Annotated in this window: 10 protein-coding genes, 1 tRNA gene and 2 pseudogenes; 8 read left to right on the top strand and 5 right to left on the bottom strand. The window is 61.4% G+C overall.

Annotated features, from left to right (window positions below; translation table 11 throughout):
* The first annotated feature begins 293 nt into the window (after positions 1–293).
* A tRNA-Ala gene (locus JNK84_RS09915) sits at positions 294–369 on the top strand.
* A gap of 319 nt (positions 370–688) precedes the next feature.
* Here the strand turns inward: JNK84_RS09915 and JNK84_RS09910 are convergent.
* Together JNK84_RS09910 and JNK84_RS09905 are read right to left on the bottom strand one after the other, a co-directional pair.
* Positions 689–1,327, bottom strand: a complete 639-nt coding sequence (locus JNK84_RS09910; protein WP_293423587.1) for a hypothetical protein — start codon at positions 1,325–1,327, stop codon at positions 689–691.
* A gap of 86 nt (positions 1,328–1,413) precedes the next feature.
* Positions 1,414–2,457, bottom strand: coding sequence for an acyl-CoA dehydrogenase family protein (locus tag JNK84_RS09905; protein WP_293423585.1), 1,044 nt, complete (start codon positions 2,455–2,457; stop codon positions 1,414–1,416).
* Positions 2,458–2,744: 287 nt separating this feature from the next.
* On the opposite strand from JNK84_RS09905, the gene JNK84_RS09900 reads away from it, so the two are divergent.
* The 7 genes and pseudogenes from JNK84_RS09900 (at position 2,745) to JNK84_RS09870 (ending at position 10,826) form a co-directional block, all read left to right on the top strand.
* Positions 2,745–4,739: an oxidoreductase gene (locus tag JNK84_RS09900; RefSeq protein WP_293423583.1), complete on the top strand. Its 1,995-nt coding sequence runs from the start codon at positions 2,745–2,747 to the stop codon at positions 4,737–4,739.
* 59 nt (positions 4,740–4,798) lie between these two features.
* A pseudogene (locus JNK84_RS09895) lies at positions 4,799–6,438 on the top strand (AMP-binding protein).
* Positions 6,439–6,463: 25 nt separating this feature from the next.
* Complete coding sequence (locus tag JNK84_RS09890; RefSeq protein WP_293423581.1) at positions 6,464–7,231, top strand: glucose 1-dehydrogenase; 768 nt, start codon at positions 6,464–6,466, stop codon at positions 7,229–7,231.
* 10 nt (positions 7,232–7,241) lie between these two features.
* Positions 7,242–8,018 carry an enoyl-CoA hydratase-related protein gene (locus tag JNK84_RS09885; protein ID WP_293423579.1) on the top strand — a complete coding sequence of 259 codons (777 nt, stop codon included), beginning with the start codon at positions 7,242–7,244 and terminating at the stop codon, positions 8,016–8,018.
* A gap of 102 nt (positions 8,019–8,120) precedes the next feature.
* Positions 8,121–8,732 carry a MarR family winged helix-turn-helix transcriptional regulator gene (locus tag JNK84_RS09880; RefSeq protein ID WP_293423577.1) on the top strand — a complete coding sequence of 204 codons (612 nt, stop codon included), beginning with the start codon at positions 8,121–8,123 and terminating at the stop codon, positions 8,730–8,732.
* A 359-nt stretch (positions 8,733–9,091) separates the two neighbouring features.
* Positions 9,092–9,861: pseudogene (locus JNK84_RS09875) on the top strand (ABC transporter substrate-binding protein).
* 170 nt (positions 9,862–10,031) lie between these two features.
* Complete coding sequence (locus JNK84_RS09870) at positions 10,032–10,826, top strand: enoyl-CoA hydratase/isomerase family protein (RefSeq protein ID WP_293423575.1); 795 nt, start codon at positions 10,032–10,034, stop codon at positions 10,824–10,826.
* 548 nt (positions 10,827–11,374) lie between these two features.
* Here JNK84_RS09870 and JNK84_RS09865 read toward each other — a convergent pair.
* Genes JNK84_RS09865 through JNK84_RS09855 form a run of 3 tightly spaced genes read right to left on the bottom strand, consistent with a single transcriptional unit; the run spans position 11,375 to position 14,251 of the window.
* Complete coding sequence (locus JNK84_RS09865) at positions 11,375–11,962, bottom strand: hypothetical protein (protein ID WP_293423573.1); 588 nt, start codon at positions 11,960–11,962, stop codon at positions 11,375–11,377.
* A gap of 55 nt (positions 11,963–12,017) precedes the next feature.
* Entirely contained in the window at positions 12,018–12,911 is an 894-nt protein-coding gene (locus tag JNK84_RS09860) for a DUF5681 domain-containing protein (RefSeq protein WP_293423571.1), read from the bottom strand.
* Positions 12,908–14,251, bottom strand: a complete 1,344-nt coding sequence (locus tag JNK84_RS09855) for a site-specific DNA-methyltransferase (protein WP_293423569.1) — start codon at positions 14,249–14,251, stop codon at positions 12,908–12,910. Before JNK84_RS09855 ends, JNK84_RS09860 begins: the two co-directional genes overlap by 4 nt.
* Positions 14,252–15,111: the final 860 nt, after the last annotated feature.

Here is a 15,111-nt window from a genome sequence, read left to right as displayed (position 1 = left end):
GTCGTAGGCGACGGTAATTCCGGGCCAATTAAGAAGAAGTTGAATGAGTGGAGCACATTCCATGCAAAGCAGCATTTCAGCCGTGTGCGGGCCGGCCTGCGCCACCCGGCACCACCGCCGCCAGGTCATGATTGGCCCGGTGGAAAAAACACCAATCGCGCGCTTGATGCCTCCAGCGAAATGTGCCAAACACGCGCTCCGCAGCGGGGCCTTGCCTCGCCGCGCCGCCTGCCCCTCCGGGGCCGGCACACAGGCGGAAGACCCAAGATCCGCCAAGGCTCGTCAGAGCATGTGGGGCCATAGCTCAGCTGGGAGAGCGCTTGAATGGCATTCAAGAGGTCGGCGGTTCGATCCCGCCTGGCTCCACCAACCACCCGGTTCTAACTCGCGGCTATCCCTGCCAGCGTAATTCTCGCGTTTTTCTAGGGACTTAGCGACCCGGTTCGGCATTCGAGCACGTCTGAGACTCTGTTCTGCGCCCTTTCAACCTCTTCAACGGCGACCATTCTCCGGGGCGGAAGTAGAATGTCCGATCGTTGATGGCCGAGACGGGTTCGAACTTGCCCGGAGAGTGGTTCGACCTTTTGTCCAACGTCGGAGCACTACGAACGTTTGCGAGGCCCAGATTGCCCCAGCCCTCGTTGCCTGCTGATGGTTGTCGGGATTGTTCGTGGATCGGAGGTCGGGCTTAAGCGCCCAGGAGCCGACGCTGTTCGTGCCAGGCCATCGGGAGGTCCGTGACGATCTCTGTCGCGCCGATGCTGTCGGGCAATCGGCCATCGACGACCGCCTCGACGATCTGAGGATCGAGGAAGGCGAGCTGGATCATCATGCGTATGTTGCGGCTGCTCTTACCCTCGCTGTCGGCAATTGCGTCAACGCTTTCGGTGCGACCGGCGATCAGGTCATCGAGCCATGAGCGCGCCTTGACGATCGCCTTGATCAGGCGCTCGCGATTGGCGCGCTGCTGAGGGGCGGCAGCTGCGACCTTGTTGCTCGCTGCCGCTGCCTCGTGAACGATCTTCTCAGGCTTCGTCTGCCGCGGTGACCATGGCAGCGCGACGATGCGATCATTACCGGCGAGGTGGTTCGCGTACGTGATTGTGATTTGGCTACGGTGAACCTCAACCCGCTCGATCAGCTCAAGCACCAGCTCACGCTGTGCAGCGTCGGCTAACGGAATCTCCCGCGCATGTTGCCGCAGAGCGCCGAGCACGATGTCGTCGATCGTCGTGGCGCTGGCGCGTGGCGGCGAGCCTGCCTCCGCCTTGCGGTTCTCCAAGAGCGCCCTGGAGATGTAGTAGTGGTATCGAGCACCATGCTTCATCGTGTAGCTCGGCGACATCCGATTGCCGCGCGAGTCGAAGAGCAGGCCGCGTAGCAGTCCGTTTGGGCTTGGCCGTTTGGTGCGCTCTACAAGCTGCGAGGCCAGGCGCTGCTGAGCCGCATGGCGAGATCGGACGCTTTCACCTTCACCATGGAGGCTTCAACGCTGATGTCCTTGACGCCGTCGTCGACCAGCATGCCGACGTGATCCATCAGCGTCCGGGCAGCCATCAGTTCGATCGCCAGATCCGCGATCATGAAGGCGATGGCTTGGTGCTCGACAATCCGCTTGCCGCCCTGCCGGCGCTCGTTGGCGTAGGCGACCATGTCGCTGAACGCGGCGGATGCGATACCGAGGGCCTGAGCGGCAACGCTCGGGCGGGACTTGTTCAAGGTCGCCATCATGATCTTCATGCCATCGCCCGGGTTCCCAAGCAGATTGGCTCGCGGAATCCGGCAGTCTGTGAACACAAGCTCGGCGGTCGATGAGGCATGGGTGCCCATCTTTGTTTCGAGGCGCGCGACTTCGAAGCCGGGCGTGCCCTTCTCGACGACCACTGCGCTGACCGCCTTCGGCGAATTCTCGGGGCCGGCCCATTTGCCGAACAGCAGCAGAATGTCGGCTACGTCGCCCGTGGTGATGAAAATCTTGCGTCCGTTGATGACGATCTGATCGCCCTGCGGCTCAAACCTGGTGACGACCGATCCACCGTCCGATCCGGCGTGAGGCTCGGTGATCGCCAGCGCGCCCAGACCCCCCTCGACGATCGGACGGATGAAACGCTGCTTTTGCTCCTCGTTCCCATATTCGAGGATCGGATTGATCGTCGCGGCACTGGTCCCGAAGATAATTCCGGTCGCAGCGCAAGCCTCCGAGATGATGCGAACGGCCTCGAGATAACACCGGTAGCTGATGGGAGACCCGCCATACTCCTCGGGCACGAAAATGCCGTTCAAGCCAACCGCCCTGAACGCTTCGATGTTGGCCCACGGGAACTCTTTGGTTTCATCGAAACGATCGGCATTGGGCCTCAGCACGTCGGTGGCCAGCCGCCGGACCTGATCGAGCGCGATATTCTCCTCCGGTGACCACTTTCGCGACTGGTCGAGGTGAGCAAAGGACTTCAGCATCGGTAGGCCTCCTCGCGCGCTTTCTCGTCGAAAGTAGCCGCATTTCCAGGAAATGGCGGTCCGCCGTTGCTAGCTAAACCTGGCTCTCAATCGTGTCAATATGTTGTTATAATATTTGCCCATCTGAGATTTGAGCGTCATCGAAAATCTCATATTTTGGCATATAGTGATGCTGCGCAAGGTGTCGACGGATGGGTAATACGCAAACATATTGACATTGAATCGCCGATGGGTTTGTCTCTGGAAACCAATGACGAGCGCGACAGGGCGCCCACGGAGGAAACGAGATGTCAGCGGCATCTTCGCCCATTCTGCAACCCATTCGCGTCGGCAAGACCACGCTGCCGAACCGCATGGTGATGGGCTCCATGCACACCGGCCTCGAATGCCACCCCGAGCGGTTCGATCAACTAGCCCGCTTCTACGCTGACCGGGCGCGCGGCGGTGCGGCGCTCATCGTCACCGGTGGATTCGCGCCCACCTATGCAGGACGGATGAAGGACGAGCCCGGCACGCTGGAGCGGGCTGATCAGGTCAGCGCCCACCGCGTTATCACCGAAGCCGTTCATGCAGCCGGCGGACGGATTCTGCTGCAGATCCTCCATGCCGGCCGCTACGGCTACCACCCCGCCATTGTCGCCCCATCAGCGGTGAAATCACCGATCAATCGCGATGTCCCTCGCGAACTCACTCCGGCGGAAATCGGCAAGACCGTCGATGCCTATGCCAACACGGCCAGGCTCGCCATTCAGGCCGGATATGACGGCATCGAGGTGATGGGCTCGGAAGGATATCTCATCAGCGAGTTCCTGGCCGTCCGAACCAATTTCCGAGAGGACGAATGGGGCGGTTCGCTTGAGAACAGGGCACGGTTTCCTCTTTCGGTCGTGAGGGCCGTTCGCGAGGCCGTCGGCGAGAAGATCCTTTGCTACCGCATTTCGGCGCTCGAACTGATCGAGGGCGGGCTGAGCGACGACGACACCGTCTGGCTTGCACAGGCGGTCGAAAAGGCCGGCGCGGACCTGCTTTCAACGGGCATTGGCTGGCATGAATCGACCGTGCCGACGATCGCTGGCGCGGTACCTCATGCAGCGTTCGCCAATGCGACGCGCCGGATCAAGGAAGCCGTCGGCATTCCGGTGACGGCAAGCAACAGGATCAATCTTCCCGACGTCGCAGAGCATCTGCTCTCAAGCGGCGCGGCCGATCTGATTTCCATGGCGCGGCCGTTCCTCGCCGATGCCGATTTCGTCAACAAGGTGCGCGACGCCCGGCCAGATCAGATCAACATCTGCATTGCCTGTAACCAGGCATGTCTGGACCACTATTTCACCGGTCAGGTGATTAGCTGCCTCGTCAATCCAAGAGCGGCGCGCGAAGTCGAATTTTCCGACGAGCCTGCCGCCCAGACGAAGCGGGTCGGTGTCGTCGGCGGCGGCGTCGCAGGCATTGCGGCCGCCCTTGAGGCCGGCCGGCGAGGTCACGCCGTCACCCTCTACGAGGGCGGCCGAGAGATCGGTGGCCAGTTCTCTCTGGCGGCGCATATCCCCGGCAAGGAGGACTACGGTCTGGCGATCGAGAGTCTTCGGCGTCAGCTGGACGCTGCGGGGGTCGAAGTTCGCACGGGCCAGCGCGTCGGCATCGAGGCTCTCAGCCGAGACAACTATGACGAAGTCATTGTGTCGACCGGCATCGATCCGCGCCCGCTGGATATCCCGGGGGCGAATGATCCTCGCGTGGTTGGCTACACCAGCATTCTCGACGGCTCCGTCACGGCCGGCAACCGTGTCGTCATCATCGGGGCGGGCGGCATTGGCCACGACGTGGCGCTGCTCCTCGCAACAGGCGAGCATGCCGGACGGCAATCGGTCGAACAGTTCGAGCAGCGCTGGGGCATCGGCACAGGAAAAACGCTGCATCCCGCCAAGCGCTCGATCACCATGCTCAAGCGTTCGGCAGGCCCATTCGGACGGACGCTTGGCAAGAGCACAGGCTGGATCCTGCGGCAGGAGCTCAAGGACTTCGGCGTTCGACAGATTGCCGAGGCTCAGTACCTGAAGATTGACGCCGAAGGGCTTCACATCGCGGTCAGCGACCGCATCGAGGTTCTACCGGCCGACACGATCGTCGTCTGCGCTGGCCAAGTCTCGGCAAGAAGCCTTGCCGACGAGCTCGAGGCACGCGGGCAGTCCGTGCATCTCGTCGGCGGCGCGAAACTGGCGGGCGAGCTCGACGCCAAACGCGCCATCTACGAGGGCGCCGTGATCGGAAACCGCCTCTAACTTGCTCCCCACGTCCATCAAAAATGCCGTCGAACGACGGCTCTTCCTGGGAGGCTCCAATGGCCCTGGATCTCGATGCCGATTTTCTCCAGCGTCGGCCGGCAAATTTCCGCCCCATGTCGCCCATCAACTTCCTGTTCCGGTCGGCGGACGTTTTTCCGGACCGGGTCGCGATCATCCACGGTGATCAGCGCTTTACCTGGCGGGAGCATGCCGCGCGATGCCGGCTCCTCGCGTCGGCGTTGCGGAAGGTTGGCGTCGGCCGCGGTGACATCGTCTCGGTGGTGAGCCCCAACACGCCCGCCATGCTTGAGGCGCACTTCGGCGTGCCTATGTCCGGCGGCATCCTCAACACGCTCAACACCAGGCTCGACCCAGCGGCGATCGCCTTCATCCTCGAGCATAGCGAGACCAAGGTTTCCTCGTCGACAAGCAGTGGAGCGGTGTCGCTCGGGACGCGCTGTCGAAGCTCACCAAACGCCCCCTCGTCGTCGATATCGAAGACATCTACGCCGAAGGTGGAGAGCGGATCGGCGACCACAGTTACGAGGACTTCCTGCGGTCGGGAAAGCCGGACGACGAGATCGTCTGGCCGGACGACGAGTTCGACGCGATTTCGCTGAACTACACCTCCGGTACGACCGGCAATCCCAAGGGGGCGCTGTTCCATCACCGGGGCGTGTATCTCAATGCCCTCGGCCAGCTCCTGCATCATCAGATGGACAGCAATTCGGTCTATGTCTGGACCTTGCCGATGTTCCACTGCAACGGCTGGTGCTTTTCCTGGGCGGTCGCCGCGCTGGGGGCCACGCATGTCTGCCTTCGGCGCGTGGTTGCGGACGAAATCTTCGATGCCATTGAAACGCACGGTGGGACGCATCTGTGCGGCGCGCCGACAGTCCTTTCCATGCTCGTCGAGGGTGCCAATCGCGTTGGCCGCAAACTTGCCAAGCCGGTGGCCGTCATGACGGCGGGCTCGGCTCCCCCGGCCGCCATCCTGAAGGCGACGGAAGAGCTCGGATTCGTCGTTCGGCACGTGTACGGATCGACCGAAATGCATGGCGTGGTGTCGCTCTGCGACTGGCACCGCGAATGGGACGCCCTTTCGCCCGATACGCGGTCTGCGGTCATGGCGCGGCAAGGCGTTCGCACGGTCGTTACCGACGGCATGCTCGTCGCGGATCCCGCAACGATGAACGCCGTTCCCAGCAACGGGAGGGTCATGGGCGAGATCATGTTCCGCGGCAATTGCGGAATGAAGGGCTACCTGAAGAATCCAACGGCGACGGAGGAGGTCTTCGCGGGCGGCTGGTATCGAACGGGCGATCTCGCCGTGCTCCACCAGGACGGATACGTCGAGATCAAGGACCGCTCAAAGGACATCATCATCTCGGGAGGCGAGAACATTTCCTCCATCGAGGTCGAGGACATCCTCTACAAGCACCCAGCCATTTCTTCGGCCGCGGTCATCGCGATGAAGGACGAGAAGTGGGGAGAATCCCCCTGCGCCTTCATTGAGCTCAAGCCGGATGCGGGGCGCGTATCGGTCGAGGACATCCTGGAGTTCTGTCGGGCAAGGCTCGCCAGGTTCAAGGTGCCGAAGAAGGTGATCTTCGGCCCCATCGAGCGGACGGCGACCGGCAAAGTGCAAAAATTCAAGCTGCGCGAGTTGGTCGATTCAAGATCGACCGCAGTTTAACGCAACGCATTCCTGGAGACATATAATGAAGGGCCTTAAGGACCGGGTTGCCCTTGTGACCGGCGCTGCCGGCGGCATCGGCCAAGCCATCTGCCAGCGCTTCGTCGAAGAAGGCATCAGGCTTGTTGCCTGCGACCTCAATGAGGCCGCTTTGCAGGTGCTGAAGGAGAAGCTTGCGGCGAAGGGCGGAGATGTCCTGCCGCTGGCTTTCGATATCATCCAGTATGCCGCCGTGCAGAACGCCGTCGAGCGGGCCGTGGCGCATTTCGGCCAGCTCGACATTCTCGTGAACAACGCGGGCTGGGACGTCGCCAAACCGTTCCTCGAGACCGAGCCGTCGTTGTGGGATCACATCATCGCGATCAACCTTCGCGGCCCCCTCAATCTTCACAAGGCCGTACTGCCCCACCTTCTCAAGTCCGGAAGGGGCAAGGTGATCAACATCGCGTCGGATGCGGGCCGCGTGGGCTCTTCGGGCGAGTCCGTCTATGCGGCCTGCAAGGGTGGAATCATTTCCTTCTCAAAGACCATCGCGCGCGAGTGCGCGCGCAGCGGCGTCAACGTCAACGTCGTTTGCCCCGGCCCGACCGATACGGCCCTGCTGCGCTCCTTCATCGGTGAAGGCGAGTACGGCCAGAAGATCTACGACAAGCTGCAGAAGTCCATTCCGCTCAAGCGGCTGGGGCAGCCGGACGATCTGCCTGGCATCATCGCATTCCTTGCCAGCAGCGACGCCGATTTCATTACCGGACAAACGATCAGCGTGTCCGGCGGTTTGACGATGCACGGATGAGGAGCCGCACATGAGCTATCAGGACATCACCTACGAAGTCAGGGGATCGGCCGCATGGATTACGATCAACCGGCCTGACAAATACAATGCCTTCCGCGGCCAGACCTGCGAGGAGCTGATCGCGGCCTTCTCGAAGGCCGGATGGGATAAATCCATCGCGGCAATTGTTCTGACAGGGGCCGGGACCAAGGCATTCTGTACCGGCGGCGACCAGTCGGCGCATGACGGCGCCTATGATGGCCGCGGCACGATCGGCCTGCCCGTGGAGGAGCTTCAGACCCTCATCCGCGATGTGCCCAAGCCCGTCATCGCCCGCGTCAACGGATTCGCGATCGGCGGTGGCAACGTGCTGGTGACCTGCTGCGATCTGGCTATCGCTTCGTCGAATGCTGTGTTTGGTCAGGTCGGCCCCAAGGTCGGTTCCGTGGACCCCGGCTTCGGCACCGCCCTGCTGGCGCGAGTGGTCGGAGAGAAGAAGGCTCGCGAAATCTGGATGCTCTGCCGTCGCTACCCTGCGGAGCAGGCGTTGCAGATGGGTCTGATCAACGCCGTGGTGCCCCCGGAGCAGCTCGACGAAGAGGTTGAACGCTGGTGCATGGAAATCGCGGCGCTGAGCCCCACGGCAATCGCGATCGCCAAGAAGTCCTTCAACCAGGACTCGGACTCCATCCGCGGCATCTCGGCTCTGGGGATGCAGGCGCTGGCCCTCTTCTACCAGACCGAAGAGTCCAAGGAGGGGGTCAAAGCCTTTCTGGAAAAGCGGCCCGCGAAGTTCCGCCAGGCCTGACCGCTCGCCGGCCCGAGCCGTTGATCTTGGGCCGGCACGTTCTGCTGTTGCGAAGGCAACGTCTTCGCTATTAAGGCGGCGGATGAACGCGAAGGCAGGCGGATGAGCAAGGACAGCCAAACTGGCCGAAAGTCCCGTAAGGCTATTGCAGCCGACGCTTCGACTGCGGTGCGCCGGCGTTCCACGCGCCAGCCACCCCAGGAGGGCATACCGGTGGCGCCCGAGCTCTCGTCCAGCGACAATGCGACCGATCAGCTCAACAATCGGATCTTTTTCCGGCTCTTTCAGCTTGGCAACGAGCTGCAACGCCAGTCGGTGCAACAACTCGGTATCACGACCGTTCAGTGGGCCGTCCTTGGCGCGCTTTCCCGCGAGAAGTATGCTTCGGGAATCCCGCTCAGCCAGCTTGGCGAGTATCTCGTCGTCACGCGCCAGAACCTCGACGGCGTTCTGAAGCGGCTGGAACGCGATGGCCTTGTCCGAAGGGTCGCCGACGATGGAGACAAGCGCTCACGCATCGTGCGGCTCACGCCGCGAGGGCGGACGTTCTGGAAAGAAATCAGAGCCAGAATCTCGCTGTTCTACGACCAGGCTTCTGCGCACTTTTCGTTCGATGCGCGCGTCTCGCTCGTTCATTCCCTGAATGTTCTGCAGAGCGATCTGGCGAAGGTCGAACTCTCAAAGGTCGGGTTGCCCAAGCGCCACGGCAAATAGGCCCCCATTTCCCTCTTGCGTCCAGGCAGCTGCCGGCGAGCGACCGGCGGCGTGCAACTTGCTGCGCCACCGTGCTGACCAATTACGTCAATATATTGTTATATAGAATCACGATATTGCACGACGCTTCGATAAATGAGTCGCATATTTGGCATTAATGACAGGCGACTCAAAGAATCTTTGCTCGATAAGGATCAATATGTTGACATAAATGAACACTGTCGCAAACATGGATCCAAGGCGCTCAGACGCCGCCATCCCGAGGAGGACCCCATATGACAAGATCCAAACCGCCCGCAGGCGCGCTTGCACTTTCACGCCGGCAGTGGCTTGGCTCGGCGGCCGCTGGCGCTTCGTTGATGCTCTCGCCCTTCGTCGTGACGGCCAGAGCTGCGACAACCTCGGTGAAGCTCGGCGTCCTGACCGATCTCAGCGGGCCTTATGCCGACCTGTCCGGCCAGGGCTGCATCATCGGGGCGCGTCTCGCGGCTGAGGAGTTCAATCGCACCCGACCCGACCTCAAGGTCGAGATTCTTTCCGCCGATCACCAGAACAAGGCCGATGTTGGCGCCACCCTGGCGCGCCGTTGGTATGACGAGGCCGGTGTCGACGCGATCGTGGACGTGGCAAACTCCGCGGTAGGCCTCGCCGTGAATTCGCTTACCAAGGAACGCAACAAGGTGTTCCTGGCGTCGGGCCCCGCGAGCTCCGATTTCACCGGCCGCGCCTGCACGCCGAACACGATTCAATGGACCTACGACACCTATGCGCTTAGCCGCGGCACAGGCGGTGCGCTTACTCGTGCCGGGCGTGACAAGTGGTTCTTCATCACCGCCGACTACGCCTTCGGTCATGCGCTGGAGCGGGACACCACAAGCTTCGTCGAAGCTGCCGGCGGCAAGGTTCTCGGCCGCGTCCGCGCGCCGATCAACTGCCCACGGACGACCTGGCGTTCGGCAAGGGCACGGTGCGGCGCGATGGGCGCAAGTTGCACGACATGCACCTTTTTGAGGTGAAGAAGCCGAACGAGTCGAAGGGCGAATGGGATCTCTACAAGCAGATTTCCAGCATCCCCGCCGTCGAGGCTTTCCGTCCACTCAACGCCGGCGGCTGTGCCTTGGCCGGATGATCTCGTAGCGCGGTGACTTCCCTTTCCGGTCACTGAACCTGGGGCAATCCCGGCTCGGGATTGCCCCTTCTTTTGACCACCGCCGGGCGATCGCCGCCCTGATGCGACCCCCGAGGTCAATGGGTTCCAGGACACCCTTCGCTTCAATCACCACTCACACCGGAGGTCCCATGGACAGTTCACTGCTGGTCGTCGTCAAGGATGGCATTGCCAACCTTACGCTCAACCGTCCCAGCACGGGCAACGCTCTCGATATGCCGCTTGCCCGGGAGCTGCTGCAGGCGGCGATCCGCTGTGATCAGGATCGCTCAATCCGTAGTGTTGTCCTTTCTGGCAACGGCCGCCTGTTCTGCGGCGGAGGCGACATCCAGTCGTTCATCGATGCCGGCGACCGCATGCCCTCGTACTTCAGCGAACTGGCCGGCGTTCTGCACATGGCGGTCACCCGCTTCATGCGAATGCCCAAGCCTTTGCTGGTGGTTGTCAATGGACCGGCAGCCGGTGCCGGTCTCGGCCTTGCCGCTGCCGGTGACATCGTCATTGCGGCAAGATCGGCTCATTTCTCGGCGGGGTACATCAATATCGGCCTCAGCCCGGACGTCAGCACCTCCTGGCACCTGCCGCGCCTGATCGGGATGCGCAAGGCGCAGGACATGCTCCTAACCAACCGCCGGGTGTCGGCAATCGAAGCCGAAGCGATCGGCCTCATCACACGCGCTGTCGAGGATTCGGAGCTTGAGAATGAACGACAGCGGTATACGGCGCTGCTGGCTGGCGCTGCCACCGAGGCCATAGGCCTGACACGCAATCTGCTCTCGGAAAGCTTCAACTCCACGCTGGAATATCATCTAGAGCGGGAAGCGCGCTCCGTCGTGACTGCGGCCAGATCCAAAGAGTGTGCCGAAGGAATTCGCGCGTTCCTTGAGAAGCGCAAGCCGGATTTCGCAGCCGGCCGCGACGCTTAGGCTCGGCGGCCCTGCAGGGCATCCGATAGATGCAGCAACGGCGGATCGCCGTCTTCTCGAGTGGAGCCTGAACTGAAAGCTGCATATCCCGAGGCCGAACGTCCGCTGTCGAACTATCACCCAGTGTCTGCTTCTAGGACGCAGAACAGAATGTGCGAGAATGATCGTAACGGGAGCGAGCAGATTGATCCGCAGCCCATTTTGCTCATGCCACGCACTCTTAAGATTGTTGCCGGACCACCTAAGCGCCAGCGGGTCGAGAAAAATCGCCAAGCTCAGCAAAGCAAATCCTGCGAGCCAGGCGCTGGGCGATTGTCGCCCGCCAGCAGCGTCGAGGGCGATTCCGAAGCCCTCCCGCCCAGCGCCGAAAGGCCGAAACCACCGTAGAATGGATTGCCGTGGTGGCGCCCTTCGCGTGAGGGGTAGCAGTGCCCGCCATTGCCGAGGTTATAGCCAAGCTGTGAGGGGCCTAACGCTCGAACTCAGCGAGCAAGCGGCGCGCGGGTGCAGCGCTCGTCCACCATGTCCTTCGGAGCTATTGCGCGTGCCTAGCGCTCGTTTGCATCCTCAGCATTGAACTCCTTCGCCAGCCGTTCGCGCGAAACCTCATCGCACACCGAGGGGTCCAAGGCCTCTGAGACGAGGTCGCGCCAGAACTGTTCGAGCGCGTTGCGCGTCACGCCCAGGAGGACGGCTGGTCCGCCGCTGCCGACAGCTGGGCCGTGCCACCTGCCACCGTGGTCGATGATGACGAGGACATCGAAGAAGCGGGCTTCAGGGTCAGCTTTAGGCGCAGGCCCAAACAGATCGGGGCCGATCACGATGCGAGTGAAGAGGCAGATGAAATCCTCGATGACCGTTCGCTCGCCGGTCTTCAGTGCGCGCGGAATGTCGCGCAGAATCTCGCAGTAGTCGCTGTCCCCACAGAACTCACCAGGCCTCAGTTGCAAGCCGCGCATGAAACCGGAATCGAAGACGGCTGGCGAGAATATCGGTTCGTCGCCGATGTAGAGGCCGATGGCCATTTCGCCATTGCGGTCCCATTCGCGCCCGTTGCTGAAGATTCTCCTCCAGCGGATGGAGAGCTTCAGCGGCGTGGCCGTCTCGTCACTCCGACTGTCGATCAAAATAGCCATGGGACACCTCGTCCCGCATGCCTTGGCGGGACATGTCCATTGGCGTCCAATTGCGTCAGGATATGGTCGCCAGAAACTTCGCTAGCTGATCACGCACAGGTTGGCTGACGTCACTGCTCTTCAGGAGTTCTTCTGTGAGCAGAACGGGCTTCAGCTTGATCGAGTGGCCGGGTAAGGCCCTCTGCCAAGCGTCAGCAACCATCGCACGCTCCCGAGCGCGGGAGCAGAAACTCATCCGTCCGATCTGGCGGCTTATGTCCTCATCGCTCAGTCGCATGCGCTTCGGAAGCAGAGGATTGATGTAGTAAAATGCCAACCCCGCTAGCGATATCCCTTTGCCGCTTGCTTCCGGATGTTTTGGAAGCACGTCGGTCTCCCAAATATAGTGGAGGAGCAGCGCCTCGTTCAGCCAAGCAAGCTTGTCCAGGTCGTCGGCTTCCTTCTCCGTGCGGGGCCCGACAAACACAACCGGCTCGCCCTCGAAGATATAAATGTCCTCGGGATGCGGGACCATGCGCGGCGGAGTGACACCGCGACGCGCACAGTCAGCGATCTCAGCCTTTTTGACCTCGACGTACCGGGTCCAGACGCGGTTATCCTCTTCAATCCGTGCTGTCTCTGCAGCCTCCGCTTCGGCAAACAATTCCATCATGTGCCGCTGCGAGCGCGAGTTGCCGGATGCGGCCGACTTCATGATCGATTTCAGGACGACCTCGCGACCTGAGATCTGACGATGGTCCTCGCCCTCCCGCACGGTGACCGATTGGCGGGCAAGATCGAGGACAGCGTCTGTCAATGACTGACCTGGCTGTTTGCTAGCAGCAGCCTTTCTCGGCCGGCCATTGGGATTGCCGGACTTGCCTTTCTGAAAGCGTGTCGCGACGGGCGGCTTGCCGTATCCCACTGCGTAGGTATTCGACAGCGCGTCAGGCGGTTCGCGGCGCTTCACTGCAGCACCTCATTCGCCTTGGGCGAGGTCGCCTGGTCCGCACTCTCGTCGGCAAGATCGCTGAATGTTCGGCCATCGCTTGCGAGCAGAGCCTCCTTGCCAGTGACCGCTTCCCAGCGCCGCACGATCGTGTCGCAGTAGAGTGGATCGAACTCGATCAATCGCGCACGCCGGCCGCATGAGTCCGCCGCAATGAGGGTGCTTCCCGATCCACCGAATGCGTCGAGGACGATCTCGCCGCGGCGCGAGCAATCGCGGATCGCGTCAGCGACGAGCGCGACCGGCTTGACGGTCGGGTGCATGGCAAGTTCCTCCATGCGTCCGCGCCCTACGGAGCTGATGCCGGCATAGTCCCAGACATTGGTGCGATAACGGCCCGTGTCGCCAAGGCCGAAGCTGTTGGTGTGCGGCGCGGTTCCGACCTTGAAGACGAAGACGAGTTCGTGTTTGGACCGATAGAAGCTGCCCATGCCGCCATTGGTTTTGTTCCAGACGCATAGGTTCTTCAGCTCAGTGAATGCGGCGCTGCCAGCCGCAAGCAGCTCTGCCATGTGGCGCCAGTCCATGCAGACGAAGGCGATCGCTCCGTCCCGGCTGTGATCGGCGGCGTTGGACAAGCAGGTCCGCAGGAACGCGGTGAACTCGGTCGAGGACATTTCGCCGGAGGCCATCGCGAACTCACGGTGGCGGATGCGGCCAGAACCGCAAACGTGACCGTCGATGGGTACGTTGTAGGGCGGGTCTGTGAAGATGAGATCGGCGGGCTCATTGCCGAGGAGCAGAGCATAGTCGCTGCCCCGCCGGGCGTCCCCGCATAACAGCTTGTGCCGTCCCATGATCCAGAGATCGCCGTGGCGCGTCACCGCCTGCGATCCCACGGGCGGCACATGGTCGAGAGGGCCCGCCTCCGTGCTTCCGCTCTCCTTGGCTTCGTCCAGAACCAGGTCGATCTCGGCAATCGAGAATCCAGTCAACGACAGATCGAAGTCGAGATCGATGAGCCCCTGCAGTTCGATCGCCAGGAGCTCAGTATCCCAGCCCGCATTGAGCGCCAGCTTGTTGTCGGCCAGGACATAGGCGCGACGCTCTGCTGCCGACAAATGCGAGAGGCGAATGACAGGAACTTCGGCAAGGCCAAGCTGCTTCGCCGCCATGACGCGACCGTGGCCGGCGACGATCTCGTCGTCATCGCTAACAAGCACCGGGTTCGTGAACCCAAACCGCTCGATACTCGTGGCAATCTGCTTGACCTGCGCCTTCGAATGGCGCCGTGCATTGCCTGGATAGGGTTTGAGCTGCGACACGCGCCGCAGCTCAATGGAGGATGTCGTCCTCGTCATGAATCAACGCCTCACGCTGACCTAGGGCGAATCAGCCCCGACAGCGAAACGGTGACGCAACCTCGTCGGATATTTCAAGTAAAAACATAGAAGGCAATTTTCCTTACCTTTTGTTCCGTAGCAACCAATGCGAAATTCAAATTCTGTCGACGCTTCCAACGTCAGTATAAAATCCCACATACTGGCTTCAAGATCCCGGATATCACTCTCGAAATCGCAGATACCGGCGACGAAATCCCGGAATTGACCCGGCCGATCCCGAAATTCGCGTCTCTCATCCCGGGAAACGGCGCCCATATCCCGTATCGTGCCGGTGATTTCCCGAAGACCAGAGGCTCAAACCCGCTAAAGGTAGCGTCCGAAGCCCAAAATCCCGCCTGTTGCACGTCCCTTTGCCAAGGCAATTCCCTGCGCAAGTGCCCAATTCCCTGTTTCTCAGAACAGGGAATTGATCCCCTAAAGCGCTGAACTACCGACAGGAATTGCCGTCACCGGAGACAGTTTCCAAGTGCCCGGGTGAATTGCAGGGAATTCAGGGAATAACAGACCGCAGACCCACGCTACCGAGACTGCGTCCGCCACCAAACTCCTTAAATAATATCAATGACTTAGACGATTGCCCCGACCCCGTTGGCGGGTTGGCGGTCGTCATTGAGCCCTCTAGCAATCACATAGCAATCACGCTGATCGGTTTGGGCTCACCCAACCGCTTCATTCTCCTAGGGTCCGTACTCGATAAGCTCTGGCGAGGATCGATCATTGCTGATTCAAGGCTCCTGGAAGGAGTCTTGGGATGGCGAAGCGGGTTCAATGGCTGAGTGATGAGGAATGGGCTCGTATCGAGCCTCTGTTGCCGCGTG

Origin of the sequence: Phreatobacter sp., from assembly GCF_016793595.1 — a bacterium.
GTDB lineage: Bacteria > Pseudomonadota > Alphaproteobacteria > Rhizobiales > Phreatobacteraceae > Phreatobacter.
Note: the sequence above shows the minus strand (reverse complement) of the source record. Positions and strands in the feature narration are given on the sequence as shown.

Bases quoted from the DNA above. Each gene is read 5' to 3' on its own strand.
- JNK84_RS09865 (WP_293423573.1), bottom strand. From the start codon at position 11,962: ATGGCTATTTTGATCGACAGTCGGAGTGACGAGACGGCCACGCCGCTG.
- JNK84_RS09870 (WP_293423575.1), top strand. From the start codon at position 10,032: ATGGACAGTTCACTGCTGGTCGTCGTCAAGGATGGCATTGCCAACCTT.
- JNK84_RS09910 (WP_293423587.1), bottom strand. From the start codon at position 1,327: ATGAAGCATGGTGCTCGATACCACTACTACATCTCCAGGGCGCTCTTG.
- JNK84_RS09880 (WP_293423577.1), top strand. From the start codon at position 8,121: ATGAGCAAGGACAGCCAAACTGGCCGAAAGTCCCGTAAGGCTATTGCA.
- JNK84_RS09905 (WP_293423585.1), bottom strand. From the start codon at position 2,457: ATGCTGAAGTCCTTTGCTCACCTCGACCAGTCGCGAAAGTGGTCACCG.
- JNK84_RS09855 (WP_293423569.1), bottom strand. From the start codon at position 14,251: ATGACGAGGACGACATCCTCCATTGAGCTGCGGCGCGTGTCGCAGCTC.
- JNK84_RS09890 (WP_293423581.1), top strand. From the start codon at position 6,464: ATGAAGGGCCTTAAGGACCGGGTTGCCCTTGTGACCGGCGCTGCCGGC.
- JNK84_RS09900 (WP_293423583.1), top strand. From the start codon at position 2,745: ATGTCAGCGGCATCTTCGCCCATTCTGCAACCCATTCGCGTCGGCAAG.
- JNK84_RS09885 (WP_293423579.1), top strand. From the start codon at position 7,242: ATGAGCTATCAGGACATCACCTACGAAGTCAGGGGATCGGCCGCATGG.